Origin of the sequence: Faecalibacterium sp. i21-0019-B1, from assembly GCF_042852915.1 — a bacterium.
In the GTDB taxonomy this organism is placed as follows: domain Bacteria; phylum Bacillota; class Clostridia; order Oscillospirales; family Ruminococcaceae; genus Faecalibacterium; species Faecalibacterium taiwanense.
Genome location: NZ_AP031425.1, coordinates 164,365 through 180,780, shown reverse-complemented (window position 1 = coordinate 180,780; position 16,416 = coordinate 164,365). Strand labels below are relative to the sequence as shown.

Here is a 16,416-nt window from a genome sequence, read left to right as displayed (position 1 = left end):
ACCGTTTCGACCCTTCCCGTGAAAAGGTAGATTTGAAAAATCCGCAGATTTTTCAAATCTACGAAATTAAAAATAATTTTTCCGCGATTCATGGCCAGAGCGAATGCGGAGGCCATTTTGAACAGTAAAATCAAATTTTACTGTTTCTGTTTCAGCTTGGTCTTTGCCAGCCGCGCCGCAAGGTTGATGGCCAGCACCAGCACCAGCAGCACCGCACCGATGCCCCATGCGGAAGCAAAATCGCCGTCCTCAAAGGCACGCAGGTACAGCAGCACCGACAGGGTGGCACCGTTGGAGGTGTAGGCTTTGGCCACACTCTTGGCAATGACCTCTGCGGCACCGGCGGTGAAAAGCAGGGCGGCACTTTCGCCCACGATGCGGCCCACAGCCAGAATGCAGCCGGTCACGATGCCGTCGATGCTGCAGGGCAGCACGATGGTGCGGATGATGTGCCATTTGCCTGCACCCAAGCCCATGGCACCCTCACGGTAGCCCTGCGGCACCGTCTTGAGGGATTCCTGCGTGGTTCGGATGATGGTGGGCAGGTTCATGACCACCAGCGTGAGCGAACCGGACAGCAGACAGGTCTGGAAGCCCAGCGCCTGACTGAACACCAGCATACCCACCAGACCGTAGATGATGCTGGGGATGCCCGCCAGCGTTTCGTTGGTGAACTCGATGACCTCGATGAGCCGCCGGTTGGAGGCATACTCGGTCAGGTAGACCGCCGCGCCCACGCCCAGAGGCAGTACGATCAGTAATGTCAGCACAATGACATACAGTGTGTTGAGGATGGCAGGCAGGATGCCGTCGGTCTTTTTCAGCACACTGGCGGTGGTGGAAAGGAACTTCCAGCTGATGTGGGGGATGCCCCGCACCAGCACCATGCCGATGATACCGGCCACCAGAACCATCACCAGAACGGCGCTGGCCCAGACCAGTGCGGTCATGACCCGGTTCCACATCTGACGGGAAGGCGAAAGGCCCTTATTCATCCCGGCTTCCTCCCTTCAGCACAACGTTCAGCACAACATTGATGATCATGATAAAGACGAACAGCACCAGCGCGATGCTGAACAGCGCCTGCCGCTGCAGACCGCCGGCATAGCTCATCTCCTTGGCGATGGCGGTGGTCAGGAAGGTGACGCTGCGGAAGGGACTGTCCGGCATGTTGGGGCTGTTGCCTGCCACCATCATCACCGCCATGGCCTCGCCGATGGCACGGCCGATGCCCAGCACAATGCCTGCGGCAATGCCGCTTTTGGCTGCCGGAATGCTGATCTTGAACCATGTTTCGGTGTCGGTGGCACCCAGTGCCAAACTGCCCTGCTCATACTCCGGCGGCACGGCGTTCAGCGCCGTGACCGACACGGACACGATGCTGGGCAAGATCATGATGGAAAGCACCACGATTGCGCTCAGCAGGCAGGCACCGGAAGCCTTGCCGAAGGTCTTTGCCACGGCGGGCACCAGCACCTGCATGCCCAGCAGGCCGAACACCACGCTGGGGATGCCGGACAGCAGCTCGATGGCAGTAACCACCACGGTGCGCAGCTTGGGGTCGGCGGCCTTGGAGAGGAACACCGCCGTCAGCAGGCCGATGGGCACACCGATGATGGCAGCGCCCAGCGTGCCGTAGATGCTGGAAAGGATGAACGGCAGGATGCCGAACAGCGGCTGGGCTGCCGTGGAGGCCCACTTTGTGCCGAGCAGGAATTGGAACAGGCCGATCTTGTGGATGGCCGGCACGCCGGAGATCACCATGTACACCGAGATGAGCACCACGCAGCCCACCGCCAGCATACCGCACAGGAAGAAGATGAAGTTCATCACCGCTTCCAGCCATTCGGCGGGTGTGCGGGGCAGCCGCACCCGGCTCAGATAGGATTTTTTGTTCATAGCTGAAATCCTTTATAAAAGCCGCGTCGGCCCGCAGAAACGGCAGCCCGACGCGGCAGTTTTCTTGTTCAGATGCGGGGCAGGCGGTTCACCGGGGAGTTTTCCCCGGCAAACCACCCGGTAATTACTCGTTCACCGGCACAGCGCCTGCGGTGCGGATGAGGTCGGCAGCGTCCTTGCTGGTGGCAAAGTCCACAAAGGCCTGTGCCTGCTCCGACAGGGTCACGCTCTTGTTGGTGACGAACACGAAGGGACGCTGGATCTTGTAGCTGCCGTCCTTCACGGTGTCCTCGCTGCACTCCACACCCTCCACAGTGACCATGGCGACGGTGTCGCCCACAGCGGACAGGGAAGCGTAGCCGACAGCCAGAGGATTGGCCTCCACAGCGCTGATGACAGCGCCGGTAGCGGTCAGCTCCTGTGCGTACTTGCAGCTGTCCTTCACGTCCACGATGCTCTCAAAGCCATCACGGGTGCCGGAACCGGCCTCGCGGCCCACCAGAACGATCTCGCCGTCGTCGCCGCCCACATCCTTCCAGTTGGTGATCTCGCCGGTGAACATCTGCTTCAGCTGGTCCACGGTCAGGTCTGCCACCTTGCTGGCCTTGTTGACAACGATGGCGATGCCGTCCAGAGCCACGGTGGTGCCGTCCACGTCGTTCTTCTCGTCGTCCTTCAGGGCGCGGGAGGACAGGCCGATGTCCAGCGTCTTATCGGTAGCGCCGGTGATGCCTGCGCCGGAACCGGTGGGGTCGTAGCTGACGGTGACACCCGGCTCCACCTCGGCAAAGCCCTCGGTCAGGGCTGCGATGACGTTCTTCATAGAGGTAGAACCGCCGGTAGCTACATTGCCGGACAGGGTGCCTGCAGCGGTCTCAGCAGCGGCAGAAGAAGAGGTGGACTCTGCAGCAGAGGATGCCACAGTGGAAGAGGCGGCGCCGCCGCAGGCGGTCAGAGCCATAGCCGCAGCAGCAGCGCCGCAGACAGTGATAAACGAACGACGAGTGATCTTTTTCATAACCCTTTTCCTCCAATAAATGCCGAAATGCATTTTCGGCCGATGTTTTCTTGTTTCTATGTGTTTTCCTTGGGAACGGCCTTATTGTACCGCACCGCCGTGTGCGCTGCGACCATGTACGCGCAAAATGGAGGTAAAGCTTTTGCACAGGCTCCGGCGGCTGTGTCAAGCCTGCGTAAAGCCGGCATGAAAAGCCTGTACTCAAATTTTACAAACAGGATAAATATGCCGAAAATGCCATTTTCCGGCTGGGCAAAACGACAAAAAGCCCCGGGCACTCTTTCAAAGAATGCTCGGGGCAAAAGGGTCTGCGGGTCAAACCGTGGTAAGGGAAGGCAGAGTCTTGGTGGCTGCATAGCCGCCATTCTTCTTGACAAGGAACAACGTCTCGCTGATGCCGTTGATGACGATCTTCAGCACCGCAGGCTGACCATTCCGGTAAGCTTCCTTGATTTCTGCATCGGGGAAGTTCAGCCTCAGATCTTTTTCCTCTGTGGCAAAGGGCTTACCCAACAGCGTGTCGGAGACAAAGAAAGTCCCGGCGGGGGATACCTGCTTCAGCTTTGCTTCGCCCACGGAAGCTTGGAACATGTCGCCGTACTGTCCGCCCTGCCAGCTGCCGCCGCCGGCGTCATAGCGCAGTCTCACCTTGCCGGTGATGGCACCCTTGTCCGTGCCGGATTCCGTGCCCAGATCCACATCCAGACCAAAGACCTTCACGGTGAAGGGTCCGATCTGGACCTCGTCGTCTGCCAGCTGACCGCTGCCGCCGCAGCCGGTCAGCACGCCGGACAAAGAGATCGCTGCAGCCGCAGCTGCTGCGCTCTTCATAAAGGTACGCCGGGTCATTTTTTCTGCCATAACATTGCCCTCCTCTAAAAGCGTTTTTCTGTGCTTTTAGCGTACCACTTTTTGGGAGTCTGTCAACAAAAATATGACAAAAAGGCGCTCTGTACACATAATTTGCACAGAGCGCCTTCTGCTCAGCAGTATTTTGTTCCGTCCGGGCAGTAGAACTGCACGTACTTCTGCCACTCGGTCTCGCTGATGGTGCGGCGGTAGCAGTCCACCAGGGCATCCACGGCCTGCCGGTCCGCAAAGGTACCGGCACCCGGGCAGTCCAGCACCAGAATGCGGAACCATGCATCAAACAGGTGCTCGGTGAAGCCGGTGTCCCGCGCGCCGCACCGGGCATAAAAGCCCAGCCGCCGCACCGCCATTGTCTCGTCCTCCGCCTTATCCGGGCATTCGGCCTCAATGAGGATGGCCTGCGCACCCCGCTCGTGCTGCGGCAGGTCGGCCAGCAGCTGCGCGCCCAGCCCTGCAGCACGGTATTCCGGCAGCACGGCAAAGTAATCCAGCTGGCTCACCCTGCTGCCTGCCGGGCGCACCATGAGCAGGTACGCCGCCAGTGTTTCGCCGTCAAACACGCCCCATGTGTGGGCTGTGCCGTCCGCTTCGCTGTTCAGGATCATGCTCAGGGGCTTTAGCTCCGTGGGCGGGAAGTCCCGCCGCATTTCGTCCAGATAGACCCGCGTCAGTTCTTTTTCGTTCAGTTTCCGCCAGCTGTACACTTTGCTCATGGTTTTTCCTCCCGTATCTGCCTTTTGAACCAGTATAGCACACTCCGCGCGGGAACGCAAAAAGCCGCCGGGAGCGGCAGGTTCTGCCCTTCTCCCGGCGGCTTTTATGGGAATGCAGGAGCAACCAGTCTCCCGCACAAACTCCGTTCAGAATGCTGTGTGCGTTACAGCATCTTCTTCAGCTCGTCGTACACGAACTGAACCTTGGTGCCGATGATCACCTGGCAAGCGTTCTTGCTGGGGCGGATGACACCGGCAGCACCAGCGGCCTTGACAGCCTTCTCGTCCACCTTGGCGTTATCCTTGACCTCAAAGCGCAGACGGGTTGCGCAGTAACCAACTTCCTTCACGTTCTCCTTGCCGCCGACAGCAGCCAGAACAGCGGAAGCAACTTCGGTGTAGTTGTTGTTTGCCAGAACGACCTTCTTCTCGGCCTCTTCGTCCTCGTCCTCACGGCCGGGGGTCTTCAGGTCGAACTTGGTGATAGCAAAGTAGAACACTGCGTAGAACACCACGAAGGCTGCGATGCCCAGAGGAATGATCATCCAGGTCTTGGCAGCTGCGGGCAGGGATGCAGAGAACACCAGGTCGGTAGCGCCTGCAGAGAAGCAGAAGCCAGCACGGAAACCGGAGTAGTAGGTGATGATGGTGAAGATGCCGTACAGGGCTGCGTACACAACGTACAGCGGGAAGCACAGGAACATGAAGCCGAACTCGAAGGGCTCGGTAACGCCGCAGACGAATGCGCAGATGGCAGCGGACAGAACCAGACCGATGGCGGCCTTCTTGTTCTTAGCGGTCTTGACCATAGCCAGAGCAGCGCCCAGGACACCGAACATCATGCAGGGGAAGAAGCCGGACATATACATACCAAGGCTCCAGCCCACATCAGCAGAGGTCTCGCCAGCCCAGAAGTGGCTCAGGTCGCCCAGACCGATGGTGTCGAACCAGAACACGTTGTTCAGAGCGTGGTGCAGACCGGTGGGGATGAGCAGACGGTTCAGGAAGGCGTAGATGCCGGCGCCGATGCCGTCCATGCCAGCGATGCCGTTGCCGATTGCGACCAGAGCGTCGAAGATGACGGGCCAGACGAACAGCAGAACAACGGACACCAGAATGGAGATCAGACCGGTAGCGATTGCAACGAAGCGCTTGCCGGAGAAGAATGCCAGCCAGTCAGGCAGCTGGATATCCTTGAACTTGTTGTAGCAGGCAGCGCCCACAACAGCGGCCAGAATGCCGATGAAGGAGTTGCCGGCGACCTTCTGGAAGGCGATGTAGGTAGCAGTGCCTTCTTCCAGGTGACGGACCATGCCGACCACACCGGGGTTCAGCAGCTGCTGCATCATCAGGAAGCTGACCAGACCGGCCAGACCTGCGGTGCCGTCGTTGTCAGCAAGGCCGACAGCGGCACCAATGGCAAACAGCCATGCCATGTTATCGATCAGAGCGCCGCCTGCCTTGACCAGCAGGAAGCCAACGGTGTAAGCTGCACCGGAGGTTGCTGCACCGGGAACGCCCATAACGCCCGGAGCGAGGGCATAACCAAGACCCATCAGGATGCCGCAGATCGGCAGGACCGCGACGGGAAGCATCAAAGCTTTGCCCAGTTTCTGGAGATACTTCATCATAAAGCACATTCCTCCTTAAGAAATGTTTGTGTTTACAGACGCCTCTGGTTGCAGGCCGTCCATAATTCCGTAATAGAATAGTAACATATTTCCGCAAAAAAAGAAAGTCCCTTTCGCCTTTTTTCTATCAAAATGCATCAAAAGTCCTCATTTGGCAGTTTTTCAGTCGATAATTTTTGGGTTTTCCGCACAAGGGTCGTCTTTGTGTTGAAAATTCTTTTCTTTTTACGTACATTTTGCCCAAAGGCTTGCATCCCACAGCCGAATCGGGTACTATACTATTATAAGAAAAGCGGGAACCCGAAGGAGGTTTATTTTATGGAATGGACTGATATCCGCCTGACCGTGGCCAAGGCCGACGCCGACAACGCCGAAGCCGTTGCCACCATGATCGCCGAGGGCGGCATCTATATCGAAGACTACAGCGACATCGAGCAGCAGGTGGCCGAGATCGCCCATGTGGATCTGATCGAGCAGGAGCTGCTGGACAAGCCCCGCGATACCGTTATCATCCATATGTATCTGGAGCCGGGCGCTTCCCCCGTGGAAACGCTGGCCCTCATTGCCGCCCGCATGGAAGCTGCAAACATCGCCTACACCGTAGAGACCGAGGGCGTGGAGCAGGAGGACTGGCAGAACGGCTGGCGCAAGTATTATCACCCCCTGGAAATCGGCAAACGTCTGGCGGTGGTGCCCTCGTGGCAGCAGTACGACACCGACCGGGTAAAGCTGATCCTTGACCCGGGCCTTGCCTTCGGCACCGGCGGCCACGAGACCACCAGCCTGTGCATGGAAGCGCTGGACGAGCGGGTGACCGGCGGCGAGCGGGTGCTGGACATCGGCACCGGCAGCGGTATCCTTGCCATTGCGGCGCTGAAGCTGGGCGCTGCCGTGGCCGAGGGCGTGGACATCGACCCTGTGGCCGTACGCACCGCAGGCGAGAACGCCGCGTTGAACGGCGTGCAGGACAAGCTGACCGTGCTGGTGGGCGACCTTTCCGATAAGGCCAGCGGCAAATACGATATCATCACCGCCAACATCGTGGCCAATGCCATCCTGTCTCTGGCTCCTGCCGTGCCCGGCCTGATGGCGGAGGGTGCCACCTTTATTGCCAGCGGCATCATCGACAGCCGCAAGGACGAAGTGATCGCCGGGCTGGAAAAAGCCGGCCTTGCCGTTGTGGAAGTGAAGGAGAAGCGCGGCTGGGAGTGCATCGTCTGCAAGAAAGCGTAATTACAGAAGCTTTCATGATTTCTTTCAGCTGGCTTGCCCTCTCCGTCACCTTCGGTGCCACCTCTCCCAAAGGGAGAGGCCTTGGCAAAGAGATGAAGTTTGCGTGGACTGCCAAGGGCTCCCACTTTGAGGAAAGACTTCCCCCGGCCGGGGGAAGATGTCACCGTAGGTGACAAAAGGGGGAATCTGGATTTGCGAAGCAAAGACTGAGAGGGCGAGGACGTTTAAGGAGAACCACTATGCCGCACCGTTATTTTACCACCGAGATCTCTGACGGCACCGCCACCCTGCGCGGGGCCGATGCCCACCATCTTGCCCGCGTGATGCGCGCAAGGCTGGGCGATACTGTCATTCTATGCGACGGCAATGCCGTGGAATACACCGCCACCATCACCGGCTTTGGCGATGAGTGTGTGGAGTTCCGGGTGGAGCCGGGCTATCCCAGCGCCGCCGAACCCAGCGTGGAGGTCACTCTGCTGGCCGGTTACCCCAAGCAGGACAAGCTGGAGCAGATCATCAAGCACGGCGTGGAGCTGGGCGCAGCCCACATCGTGCCCTTCTTCAGCCGGTATTGCGTGGCGGCGCCCAAAAAAGAGGAGCAGAAGAACGAGCGCTACAACCGCATTGCGGTGGAAGCCGCCAAGCAGTGCGGCCGGGGCATTCTGCCGGATGTGGCCCTGCCGCTGGCAAACTTCGGGGCCGTGTGCCGCACCTTTGCACAGTACGACCTTGTGCTGTTCTGCTACGAGTGCGGCGGCGCGCCCCTGCGCGACCTGCTGGCCGCAGCAAAGCCCGCCGATGGTGAAAAACTGAAAATCGCCATCGTGACTGGTGCCGAGGGCGGCTTTGCCGCCGAGGAAGCCGAGATGGCTGCAAAGGCCGGTGCCAGAACGGTGGGCCTTGGCCCCCGCATCCTGCGGTGCGAGACCGCCCCGCTGGCGGTGCTTGCGTCCGTCATGACCCTGACGGGGAATCTGGAATAATGCTTTGTGCTGCCCGGCAGCGCCTGCGGGCCTTCCGGACAGCAACAAGGGGCCGCTCCCGGAAAGGAGCGGCCCCTTGTTTTTTTATTGTTCCGCTGTGCAGACGCAGGGCAGATCAGTCAATGAGACCCTTGTCCTTTGCATTCTGCCAAGTAAGGCAGACGCGCAGCTTGCTGACCGGGAAGCACGGATGGAACTTGTTGTTGTCCTCGTCGAACTTCATCAGCTCCTGCTCCACCATCCAGTGTGCAGCCTTCTGGGCATCGGTGTCGGCGGCGTCAATGTCCGCATACAGGTCCTCATCGGTCATGTTCTGCGGCTCCGGCTTGCCTGCACGCTCCCAGACCAGCTCTGCCAGCTCGATGCGGTCAGACGGCAGGGGGATGCCCTGCATGTTCATCAGACGGTAGATGCCGGTGCCGGTCTCATAGGCACCCAGGATTACAGCGCCGCCGATGATGACACCGGGCAGGACGGGGTCCACGGGGCCCACCGGGTCCACCGGGTCTACCGGGTCCACAGGCGGCTCCACGGGGTCCACGGCTTCGTACACGGCTCTGACCGTCACGTTGCCTTTGGGCATTTCAAAGTTCGCCGTGGTATGGTCCTCCTCATTGGGGAAGCTCAGCAGGTCATTCATTTCATTCTGTACAACGCCGTTCAAGATCACGATCCCGGCCCAGCCTGCGAACTTCTGTCCATCGGGGGCTGGGTCTGCGGTCAGGGTGACCGGGGTGCCTTCGTAGATCTCGTCATTGGGGTCAACCTTAGTGTCAACGCCCCCGACCTTGATCGTTGCCGTGGCATCCTTGGCGGTCAGGGTGTAGCCGGGTGCCCGTTGGGTCAGGTAATAATAGTGCTGTGCCTTGTCATACGCCACGCGGTAGTTCTCGTTCTGGCCCTTAAGGTGCAGCTTGTTTGCATTGCCTGCGACCGTGAGCTGACGGCCTTCTTCCGGGTCGGCAACCTTGATGGTGGCTTGGGTGGTAAAGGTATCGCTGATGGTGATCTCCTTGTCGGACTCGAGGTAAATATCGCTCTCGTTATTCTCAAACGTGGCGCTCTTCAGCTCTGCGGAGGTGCTGCTGTCCGGACCGAGATAAATGCCGTATTTGCTGTTTTTGATCGTGCAGTTCTCAACGACCAGCTTGCCGCCATTGTCATACTGATCATAACAGTGCTTCGACCCTGCCGGTTCGCCCGAAGAAATGGCAGCATTGCCGCCCCTGCACTCCACAGTGGCACCATTGACGCTCAATGTGCCGTTTTCCCATACCTTCAGTGCAGGGGACGTGCAGTAAGAATCAAGATACTCGTTGGTGTTGGTATAAGTACCGCCGAAAAGGTTGGCGGTGGCACTAAGCACAAACACATCGCAGTAGGTTCCGGTGACATTGGCATTTGTGACGTTCAGCGTTGCACCTTTGGCGGCGCGCAGCGTCGGACGGTCTGGGTAATCCTTGGCCTTATTGCGGGAGTAAGAGCCGCCGACGACATCGACCCAACTGTTGTTGGTGCTCAGGACCCAGCCCGCGCCGGAGGCTGTCACACCATTGAAGGACGAGTTGGGGGAATTCTGGATCAAAAACGTCGCGCTGAAGCTATCGTGGCAGTCGTAGGTGCCGCCATTGACGGTCACATTGGCTCCCACATTGGCTCCCTTATCTGTTTCAATAGCACACCGGAAGGTTTTCAGGGTGAGATCGTCAAACGTCCAGTTGCCGCCGAGCAGATAGCATGCGGAGATGTCGTCACACTGCCAGTTATAGTTGCCGCCGTTAAGCACTGCGGTGCCCGTGAAGGTGTCTGCGGCATAGAAGCAACGGCTGTAGGCGAGGCCCTCTGCCGTCGTGATGGTCTGCCCCTCAGCGTTGACGGTCACGCTATTGGCTCTGCAGACTGTAATAAAGGTCGCATAGTCGTTATTGTGACTGTGCCCACCCTTATCAAAGGTCGTTTCTCCGGTGACGTTGATGACCACATCCTCGTCCTCAGCGTCGATCACGATCCCCTCTGTATAGGTACCGCTTATGGAATAAACCTTGCTGCCGCCATGCTCTTCAATGAACTTCTTGTTGATGGTCTCGCCGCCGGTCAGGGGGCAGGCCGCTGCCACCTCTCCGGAGGGCTCTGCAGGCGCATCGGAATTTTCCTGTGCGCTCACAGTGCGTTCAAATTCTGCACTTCCCTCCAGAGCAAATGCGCTCACGGGAAGGACAGAGGTCATCATGCAGCCTGCAAGTACCGCACTGATGAGCCGTGTGCCAAACTTCTTCATAAAGATGACTCCTCTCTCGCTTTTTTCGTGCATGCAAGCCTTTTTCGCCTGCCCGCACGTTTTAAACATTTAAAGTATAGCACTTCTGCAACAAGGCGCAATCTTCATTCTGTACGAACCTTTTGGACCCCCCCGTTTTTTCGTGCGTTCTGTAAAAAAATGGAAGAGAGAATGCTTTTGCAGCCGCAGAAAAAACAGCCCGGAACGACCCACAGATCGTTCCGGGCTGCTGTGTCAAAAATGGTTTGGAGCGTCAGAGCTCCAGCAGGGCCTTCTTCACATTCAAAAGGTTCTGCGGGCTCACCGAGAAGCTGCGCAGGCCCAGCTGCAGATACTGCACCGTGTTGGCCGGGTTGCCCACCGCAAGGCCGCAGATGGTCACCGGCACATTGCGCACCTTTGCGGCATCCAGCACCATAGTGATGAGCTTTTTCATGGCCTTGCTGGCCGGGCGGTAGTAGTGCTCCGCGCTGGCAAGCTCACGGTCTGCCGCGTGGGTATACTGGGTCAGGTCGTTGGTGCCGACCACAAGAAAATCGACCCCGTGCTCTACAAATTCCTCAGCGGTCAGGCAGGCAGCGGGTACGCTGAGCATCACGCCGAACTTTGTATCTTCGTTGAACGCCACGCCGCGCTCCCGCAGGTGCTCGCGGCAGCGCTCCACCACACGCATGGCTGCATCCCAGTCCTCCACATTCGTCACCATGGGGAACATCACCCGCAGCGGGCCGCGGGCGGCGGCGCGCAGCAGTGCACAGAGCTGCGTCTCGAACTGGTGGGGCTGGCGCAGACTGTTGCGGATGCCCCGCAGGCCAAGCTTGGAAGACTGCAGGCCCTGATAGGCGTCGGAAATGGTGCGGTCTGAGCCAAAGTCGAAGGTGCGCACCGTTACCGGGCAGCCCTTGGCGGCAGCAAGACAGGAGCAGTAGAAGAAATACTGTTCCTGCTCATCGAGGATGCGGCCCGGCAGCATCATGTAGCCGGTGCGCAGCAGGCCCACGCCCTGTGCGCCGGACTGCATGGCCGTGTCGATGTCCTCCGGCCCAAAGCAGTTGGCCAGCAGCTCAAAGGGCTGGCCGTCCTTTGTCCTGTTGGGCAGAGCATGCAGCTGCCCCATCTCTTCGTTCTCCCGTTGCAGCTCGCAGATGCGGGTCTCGGCCTGCTGGCGGGCGGCAGCGTCCGGGTCCAGCGTGCACTGGCCCCCGGTGGCGTCCAAAATCACGGTGCGGCCGTCGCAGTCGTCCAGAAAATCCCGGCCCACCTGCACGATGCCCGGGATATTCATTGCCCGGGCAATGATGGCCGCGTGGCTCTGGCCGCTGCCCTCTGCCGTGATGATGCCTAAAATCATGCCGGAAGGCACGCTGAACAGGTCGGTGGGCATCAGCCGCTCTGCCGCAAGGATCACCGGGTGGTCCAGCGCCAGCCACATGCGGGGGCGGTTGGTGATGATGTTGATGACCCGGCGGCTTGCGTCGAGGATATCCACACTGCGCAGCTGCATGTAGGGGTTATCCTTCATGTTGGCCAGCTGGTCGGCGTAGCGCTGGCCCACCTGATTCATGGCCGCTGCCGCGCCAATGCCTGCATTGATGCAGAAGCGCACCTCGTTCATCATGCCCTCGTCGTCCAGCATCATGCTCTGGAACTGGAAGATGGCCTGCTCGCTGGGTGCGGCACGGTCTGCCATGGATTCCAGCTCGTCCTGCGCCGTGCGGATGGCATCGGTGAGCAGCTGCAGCTCCCGGGACGGTTTAAAGGGGCCCACGGTCGTGGTCTCCACATGGTGCTCCAGACGGCTCACCTGCCCCAGCACAAGGCCGGGAGAAGCGCAGGAACCTTTATACACTTTCATGTTCGGTCACCTCCGGCAAAAGCTCGGCTTCCGGCGTGGTCAGGGTGCGCCAGACCAGCGCCTGCAAAAAGGTATTGGGCAGCAGCGCGGCCAGTGCGGCCCGCGCCGCATCGGCACTGCCCTCAAACAGCGGCGCAAAGCTCTGCATCCGTGCCTGATCGCACTTTGCAAGGAATGCATCGCACAAAGTATGGGTGGTGTAGTAATGGGCCGGGTCCACACCGGCATCTTCCGCGGCGGCTTCCAGCGGGGCAAGGTCGGCATCCTTCATCTTGGCCAGCAGCAGGGCCGCATCCGCCGTCAGGGTGACCGGGTATTTCTCCCGCACGGCCTTTTGCACCCGCTCAAATTTTGCGTGGAACGCAGCAGCATCCGCGCAGCTCTGGGCATCACAGGAGACAGCATAGGCACACCCCCGCAGATATCCCATAGCGCGGCGGGTATCATAGTAGCCCAGCTCGATGTTGCGGCGGGCGGTGTCGGGGTCAAAGTGCAGGATATCGCCCAGCTCCCAGTAGCTGCGCACCATCACGGTGGGCAGGCCGGTGAGGTTGGGGCGGGTGATGCCCACGCCTTCCAGATCGACGCACACCAGTTCATCCGCGCCCATGCGTTTGGCAAGACCGGTGGGCATGTTGTCGCTGTAGCCGCCATCCAGAAACTTGACCCCGTCGATCTCCCGCGCACGCAGCGCCGGGAAGCAGGCAGCGGAGGCCATCAGGTAGTCCTTGACCTTTCCTGCCGGGATCTCGTCCAGCGTCAGCTCCCGGGGCTTTAAGCCCCGCTGCTCCACCGTGACAAGGCCGAAGCGGATGGGCGCCGCGCGCAGGGCATCCTCGTCCAGCACCCGCTCCACGATCTCTTCCAGCGGGGTCACATCCATGCCGCCGGCTTTCACCACGCTGCGCAGGAACTGGTGCAGGGCCGAAAGGTCGGCATCCTCCTCCGGCAGCTCCATCACATCCTTGCTGCGGATGGCCAGCCACATATCGCGGGCCGTCTCGTACTGGTCCAGCACGAACATGGCACCGTTCAGGCTGCCAACGCTGGTGCCGGTAATGATCTGCGGGTGCCAGTCCAGCTCCATCAGCGCGCGCCACACACCCACCTGATAGCTGCCCCTGGCTCCGCCGCCCGCCAGCACCAGAGCTTTGCACGGCGCACTGCGTTCATCCATTGCATCCGCCTCCTTTGATCGTTTCCGGTTTTGTTCAGATTATAGCATATTTCCAGAGAAATTTCTTCCGTTTTTTGTAAATTGATGCCTTTCTCCCGGCAAAGAAACATGGTATACTTGTCAGGATTTCAAAAGGAGGCATTCTAATGCACTGCAAGCAATGGATCTTTGATATGGACGGCACCCTGACCGACAGCATGACCGTGGTGTGGGAGGGTGCCCCCGACGCACTGCTGCGCCGCTATGGCCGCACCCCGCGGGGGGATCTGCGCGCCACACTGCTGAACATGGGAATGCAGGAGGGCGCACAGTATCTGATCCGGGAGTACGGCCTGCCGCTGACCGAGGAAAGCTATTTTTCCGTGATGCGCGAGGTGATCGCCGAATTGTACGAGACCGTGGAGCTGAAACCCGGCGTGCGCACGATGCTGGCAAAGCTGCAGGCCGAGGGCGCACGCATGTGCATCTGCTCCAACACCTGGGCCGAACAGTGCCGCACCGTGCTTACCCGGCTGGGCATCGCGCAGTATTTCTCCTTCATCGTGGAAGCGCAGGGCGTGCTGCACAAAAGCCGCCCGGAGGTGTTCTTTGAGTGCATGAGCCGTTTGGGCGGTGCAGACCCCGCCGCCTGCGCCGTGTGCGAGGATGCCGTATACGCCGCCGCCACCGCCCACAAGGCCGGGTATTACGTCATTGGCATCGCAGACCGCACCTCTGCCGCCGACGAGCCGGAGATGCGCCGCATCTGCAGCCAGTTCGTGCCCCGGTGGGATGCGCTGGACTGGACACGTGTGTAAGAAAAAAGGGCCGCAGCGTGCGGTTCTTTTCTTTATCTGATCCTTCTTTGCTCTTGCATTTTGTGCGCAAGAAGAGTATGATATTATAAATAGGACTGCCCCAAGGGGGAAGTGTCCTCATTTGTGAGAATACACTCTGTGATTTTCAATATAAAGGTATAATATCCGTAAAGAGGAGACCTTCCGTCATGAACAACCCACTCGTCAGCATTATCGTGCCTGTGTACAACGTGCAGAATAGTGTTGCCCGCTGTCTGGAGAGCATTTGTGCCCAGACATGGAAGGATATCGAGGTCATTCTGGTCAACGACGGGTCCCGGGACGAAAGCTTTTCCATCTGTGAGCAATTCCGTGAAAAGGACCCCCGCATCGTTCTGGTGGACAAATCCAATTCCGGTGTGTCGGAAACCCGCAACTGCGGCATGTCCCTTGCAAAGGGCAAGTATGTGCAGTTTGTGGACAGCGACGATTATCTCGACCCTGATTTTACCGAGCGGCTGGTGACTGCCGCCGAAGCGAACAACGCCGATCTGGTCATTGCACCTTACTGGATGGTGATTCCCGCCAACTCTTCCAAGGCCACGCAGGCACTGGAAAACCTGCAGGAGAACCTTGGCATCGATGCCGAGAAAAAGCCTGATGATATCCGTGAATACGGCTTCCTGCCCGAGGGCATCTACGACCGCGATACCTTTGCCCTGCGCCTGATGGAGAAGCCCGCATCCTTCTTCTACAGCGTGCTGTGGAACAAGCTCTACCGCCGGGATATTCTGGCAGACCATCATCTTCAGTTCACCAGCGAGGTGCGCTGGGCCGAAGATCTGGTTTTCAACCTGGAATACATTTTGTACGCCAATGTTTTCGTATCCATTTCCAAAGCGGGCTACCACTATGTGCAGAACCCCCAGAGCATCTGCCACACCCAGATCAATCTGGCTTCCATCGTGCAGAACAAACTGCAGGTGTTCCGCTATTACAAGGAGCTGTACACAAAGCTGGGCCTGTACGATCAGGTGCAGCCGCAGCTGTATAAATTCCTGACCGCGTTCTCCGAGAACGCCTATCCCTCCGGTTCTCCCCAGAAGATCATCATGGACATGGCCAACCACTGGGGCTTTGGTGTTCTGGATGCTTCCGACAAGGAAAAGAAACACAAAACCGAACCTGATGCCTGATCTCCGGGCACGAAAAAAAGAGCCGTGAAAGCGGCTCTTTTTTGTTTGCCATTTTACCGGTCGATCCAGCTGCGGAAGGCTTCGCGCACTGCACCCTCCCGTCCGCGCGGGATGGGGATGCGCGCACCGCTGCACATCTGCAGCTCGCCCGCCGTCAGCAGCTGTGCCGCCGCCAGATTGACCACATAGGAGCGGTGCGGCTGCAAAAAACGCCCGTCTTCCAGCAGCGGCTTTGCTACCTCGGCAAAGGACACCCGCAGCGAAAGGGACACCACATCCTCGCCGCTGAGCAGATGGAAGTGCACCACATGGTGGGTGCACTCCAGATATTCGATCTGCGCATAGGCCAGCGCCCGCAGGCCTTCGGCGGTGACAACGGTCATTGCCGGGCCGTACTCCGGCTCGGTGGCGCGGGCAAGCAGGGCCGAAAGCTCCTGCTGGTGCACCGGCAGAAGCAGATACTGCATGGCATCCACCCGGAAAGCACTGTAGGCGTGGGCCGGTGTGCGGGCCGCAAAGGCCAGCGGAGCCCTGCGGCCCCGGCGGCGCAGCTCCGCAGCCGCCGAAAGCCCTGCCGGGGCCGCTACAGCGCCCAGCTCGATGAGATACAGGTCAAACCGTTCTCCCTCGGTGTCCCGGCGCAGCAGCGCATCTGCATCCGGCAGCTGCTGCACGATGCACGCATCCTGCCGCCGGGCAAAATATTCCATGCACTGGCGTTCCAGCCCGCTGCGCAAGGCCGCGTCCGGGCTGCATACCGCAATGTGAAATACCATCTCACATTCTC

At 59.4% G+C, this 16,416-nt stretch carries 14 protein-coding genes; 4 read left to right on the top strand and 10 right to left on the bottom strand.

What is annotated here, in order from left to right; genetic code table 11:
- Nucleotides 1–137 precede the first annotated feature (137 nt).
- From pstA to ACGHP1_RS00835, 6 genes are all read right to left on the bottom strand, one after another.
- Complete coding sequence (pstA, locus tag ACGHP1_RS00860; RefSeq protein WP_097774559.1) at nt 138–995, bottom strand: phosphate ABC transporter permease PstA; 858 nt, start codon at nt 993–995, stop codon at nt 138–140.
- Complete coding sequence (pstC, locus tag ACGHP1_RS00855) at nt 988–1,899, bottom strand: phosphate ABC transporter permease subunit PstC (RefSeq protein ID WP_332375801.1); 912 nt, start codon at nt 1,897–1,899, stop codon at nt 988–990. The genes pstA and pstC overlap by 8 nt, the downstream gene beginning before the upstream one ends.
- 124 nt (nt 1,900–2,023) lie before the next feature.
- Nucleotides 2,024–2,917 carry a phosphate ABC transporter substrate-binding protein gene (locus tag ACGHP1_RS00850; protein WP_082210864.1) on the bottom strand — a complete coding sequence of 298 codons (894 nt, stop codon included), beginning with the start codon at nt 2,915–2,917 and terminating at the stop codon, nt 2,024–2,026.
- A 315-nt stretch (nt 2,918–3,232) separates the two neighbouring features.
- Nucleotides 3,233–3,778: a twin-arginine translocation signal domain-containing protein gene (locus ACGHP1_RS00845; protein WP_005943722.1), complete on the bottom strand. Its 546-nt coding sequence runs from the start codon at nt 3,776–3,778 to the stop codon at nt 3,233–3,235.
- Between the two features lie 122 nt (nt 3,779–3,900).
- Entirely contained in the window at nt 3,901–4,500 is a 600-nt protein-coding gene (locus ACGHP1_RS00840) for a GNAT family N-acetyltransferase (protein ID WP_097781140.1), read from the bottom strand.
- Between the two features lie 164 nt (nt 4,501–4,664).
- The gene (locus ACGHP1_RS00835; RefSeq protein ID WP_120080414.1) at nt 4,665–6,131 is read right to left on the bottom strand and encodes a PTS transporter subunit EIIC; all 1,467 of its coding nucleotides are present in this window, start codon (nt 6,129–6,131) and stop codon (nt 4,665–4,667) included.
- Nucleotides 6,132–6,449: 318 nt separating this feature from the next.
- On the opposite strand from ACGHP1_RS00835, the gene prmA reads away from it, so the two are divergent.
- Together prmA and ACGHP1_RS00825 are read left to right on the top strand one after the other, a co-directional pair.
- Nucleotides 6,450–7,364, top strand: a complete 915-nt coding sequence (prmA, locus tag ACGHP1_RS00830; protein WP_005943732.1) for a 50S ribosomal protein L11 methyltransferase — start codon at nt 6,450–6,452, stop codon at nt 7,362–7,364.
- Nucleotides 7,365–7,603: 239 nt separating this feature from the next.
- Complete coding sequence (locus ACGHP1_RS00825) at nt 7,604–8,347, top strand: 16S rRNA (uracil(1498)-N(3))-methyltransferase (protein WP_097774554.1); 744 nt, start codon at nt 7,604–7,606, stop codon at nt 8,345–8,347.
- 115 nt (nt 8,348–8,462) lie between these two features.
- Here the strand turns inward: ACGHP1_RS00825 and ACGHP1_RS00820 are convergent, their stop codons facing one another.
- The 3 genes from ACGHP1_RS00820 to ACGHP1_RS00810 form a co-directional block, all read right to left on the bottom strand.
- Nucleotides 8,463–10,625 (bottom strand): hypothetical protein, encoded by a 2,163-nt coding sequence (locus ACGHP1_RS00820; protein ID WP_390507233.1) that lies wholly within the window; start codon nt 10,623–10,625, stop codon nt 8,463–8,465.
- A 253-nt stretch (nt 10,626–10,878) separates the two neighbouring features.
- On the bottom strand, nt 10,879–12,480 hold the full coding sequence (locus ACGHP1_RS00815; protein WP_005943743.1) for a phosphoenolpyruvate--protein phosphotransferase: 1,602 nt from the start codon (nt 12,478–12,480) through the stop codon (nt 10,879–10,881).
- Nucleotides 12,467–13,657: a patatin-like phospholipase family protein gene (locus tag ACGHP1_RS00810; RefSeq protein ID WP_097774552.1), complete on the bottom strand. Its 1,191-nt coding sequence runs from the start codon at nt 13,655–13,657 to the stop codon at nt 12,467–12,469. The genes ACGHP1_RS00815 and ACGHP1_RS00810 overlap by 14 nt, the downstream gene beginning before the upstream one ends.
- A 146-nt stretch (nt 13,658–13,803) precedes the next feature.
- Here ACGHP1_RS00810 and ACGHP1_RS00805 point away from each other — a divergent pair, with 146 nt between their 5' ends.
- Both ACGHP1_RS00805 and ACGHP1_RS00800 read left to right on the top strand, forming a co-directional pair.
- On the top strand, nt 13,804–14,454 hold the full coding sequence (locus ACGHP1_RS00805) for an HAD family phosphatase (RefSeq protein ID WP_097781135.1): 651 nt from the start codon (nt 13,804–13,806) through the stop codon (nt 14,452–14,454).
- A gap of 188 nt (nt 14,455–14,642) precedes the next feature.
- The gene (locus tag ACGHP1_RS00800; RefSeq protein WP_390507230.1) at nt 14,643–15,629 is read left to right on the top strand and encodes a glycosyltransferase; all 987 of its coding nucleotides are present in this window, start codon (nt 14,643–14,645) and stop codon (nt 15,627–15,629) included.
- Nucleotides 15,630–15,682: 53 nt separating this feature from the next.
- Here ACGHP1_RS00800 and ACGHP1_RS00795 read toward each other — a convergent pair whose 3' ends face one another.
- On the bottom strand, nt 15,683–16,405 hold the full coding sequence (locus ACGHP1_RS00795) for a LytTR family DNA-binding domain-containing protein (protein ID WP_154255750.1): 723 nt from the start codon (nt 16,403–16,405) through the stop codon (nt 15,683–15,685).
- Nucleotides 16,406–16,416 lie beyond the last annotated feature (11 nt).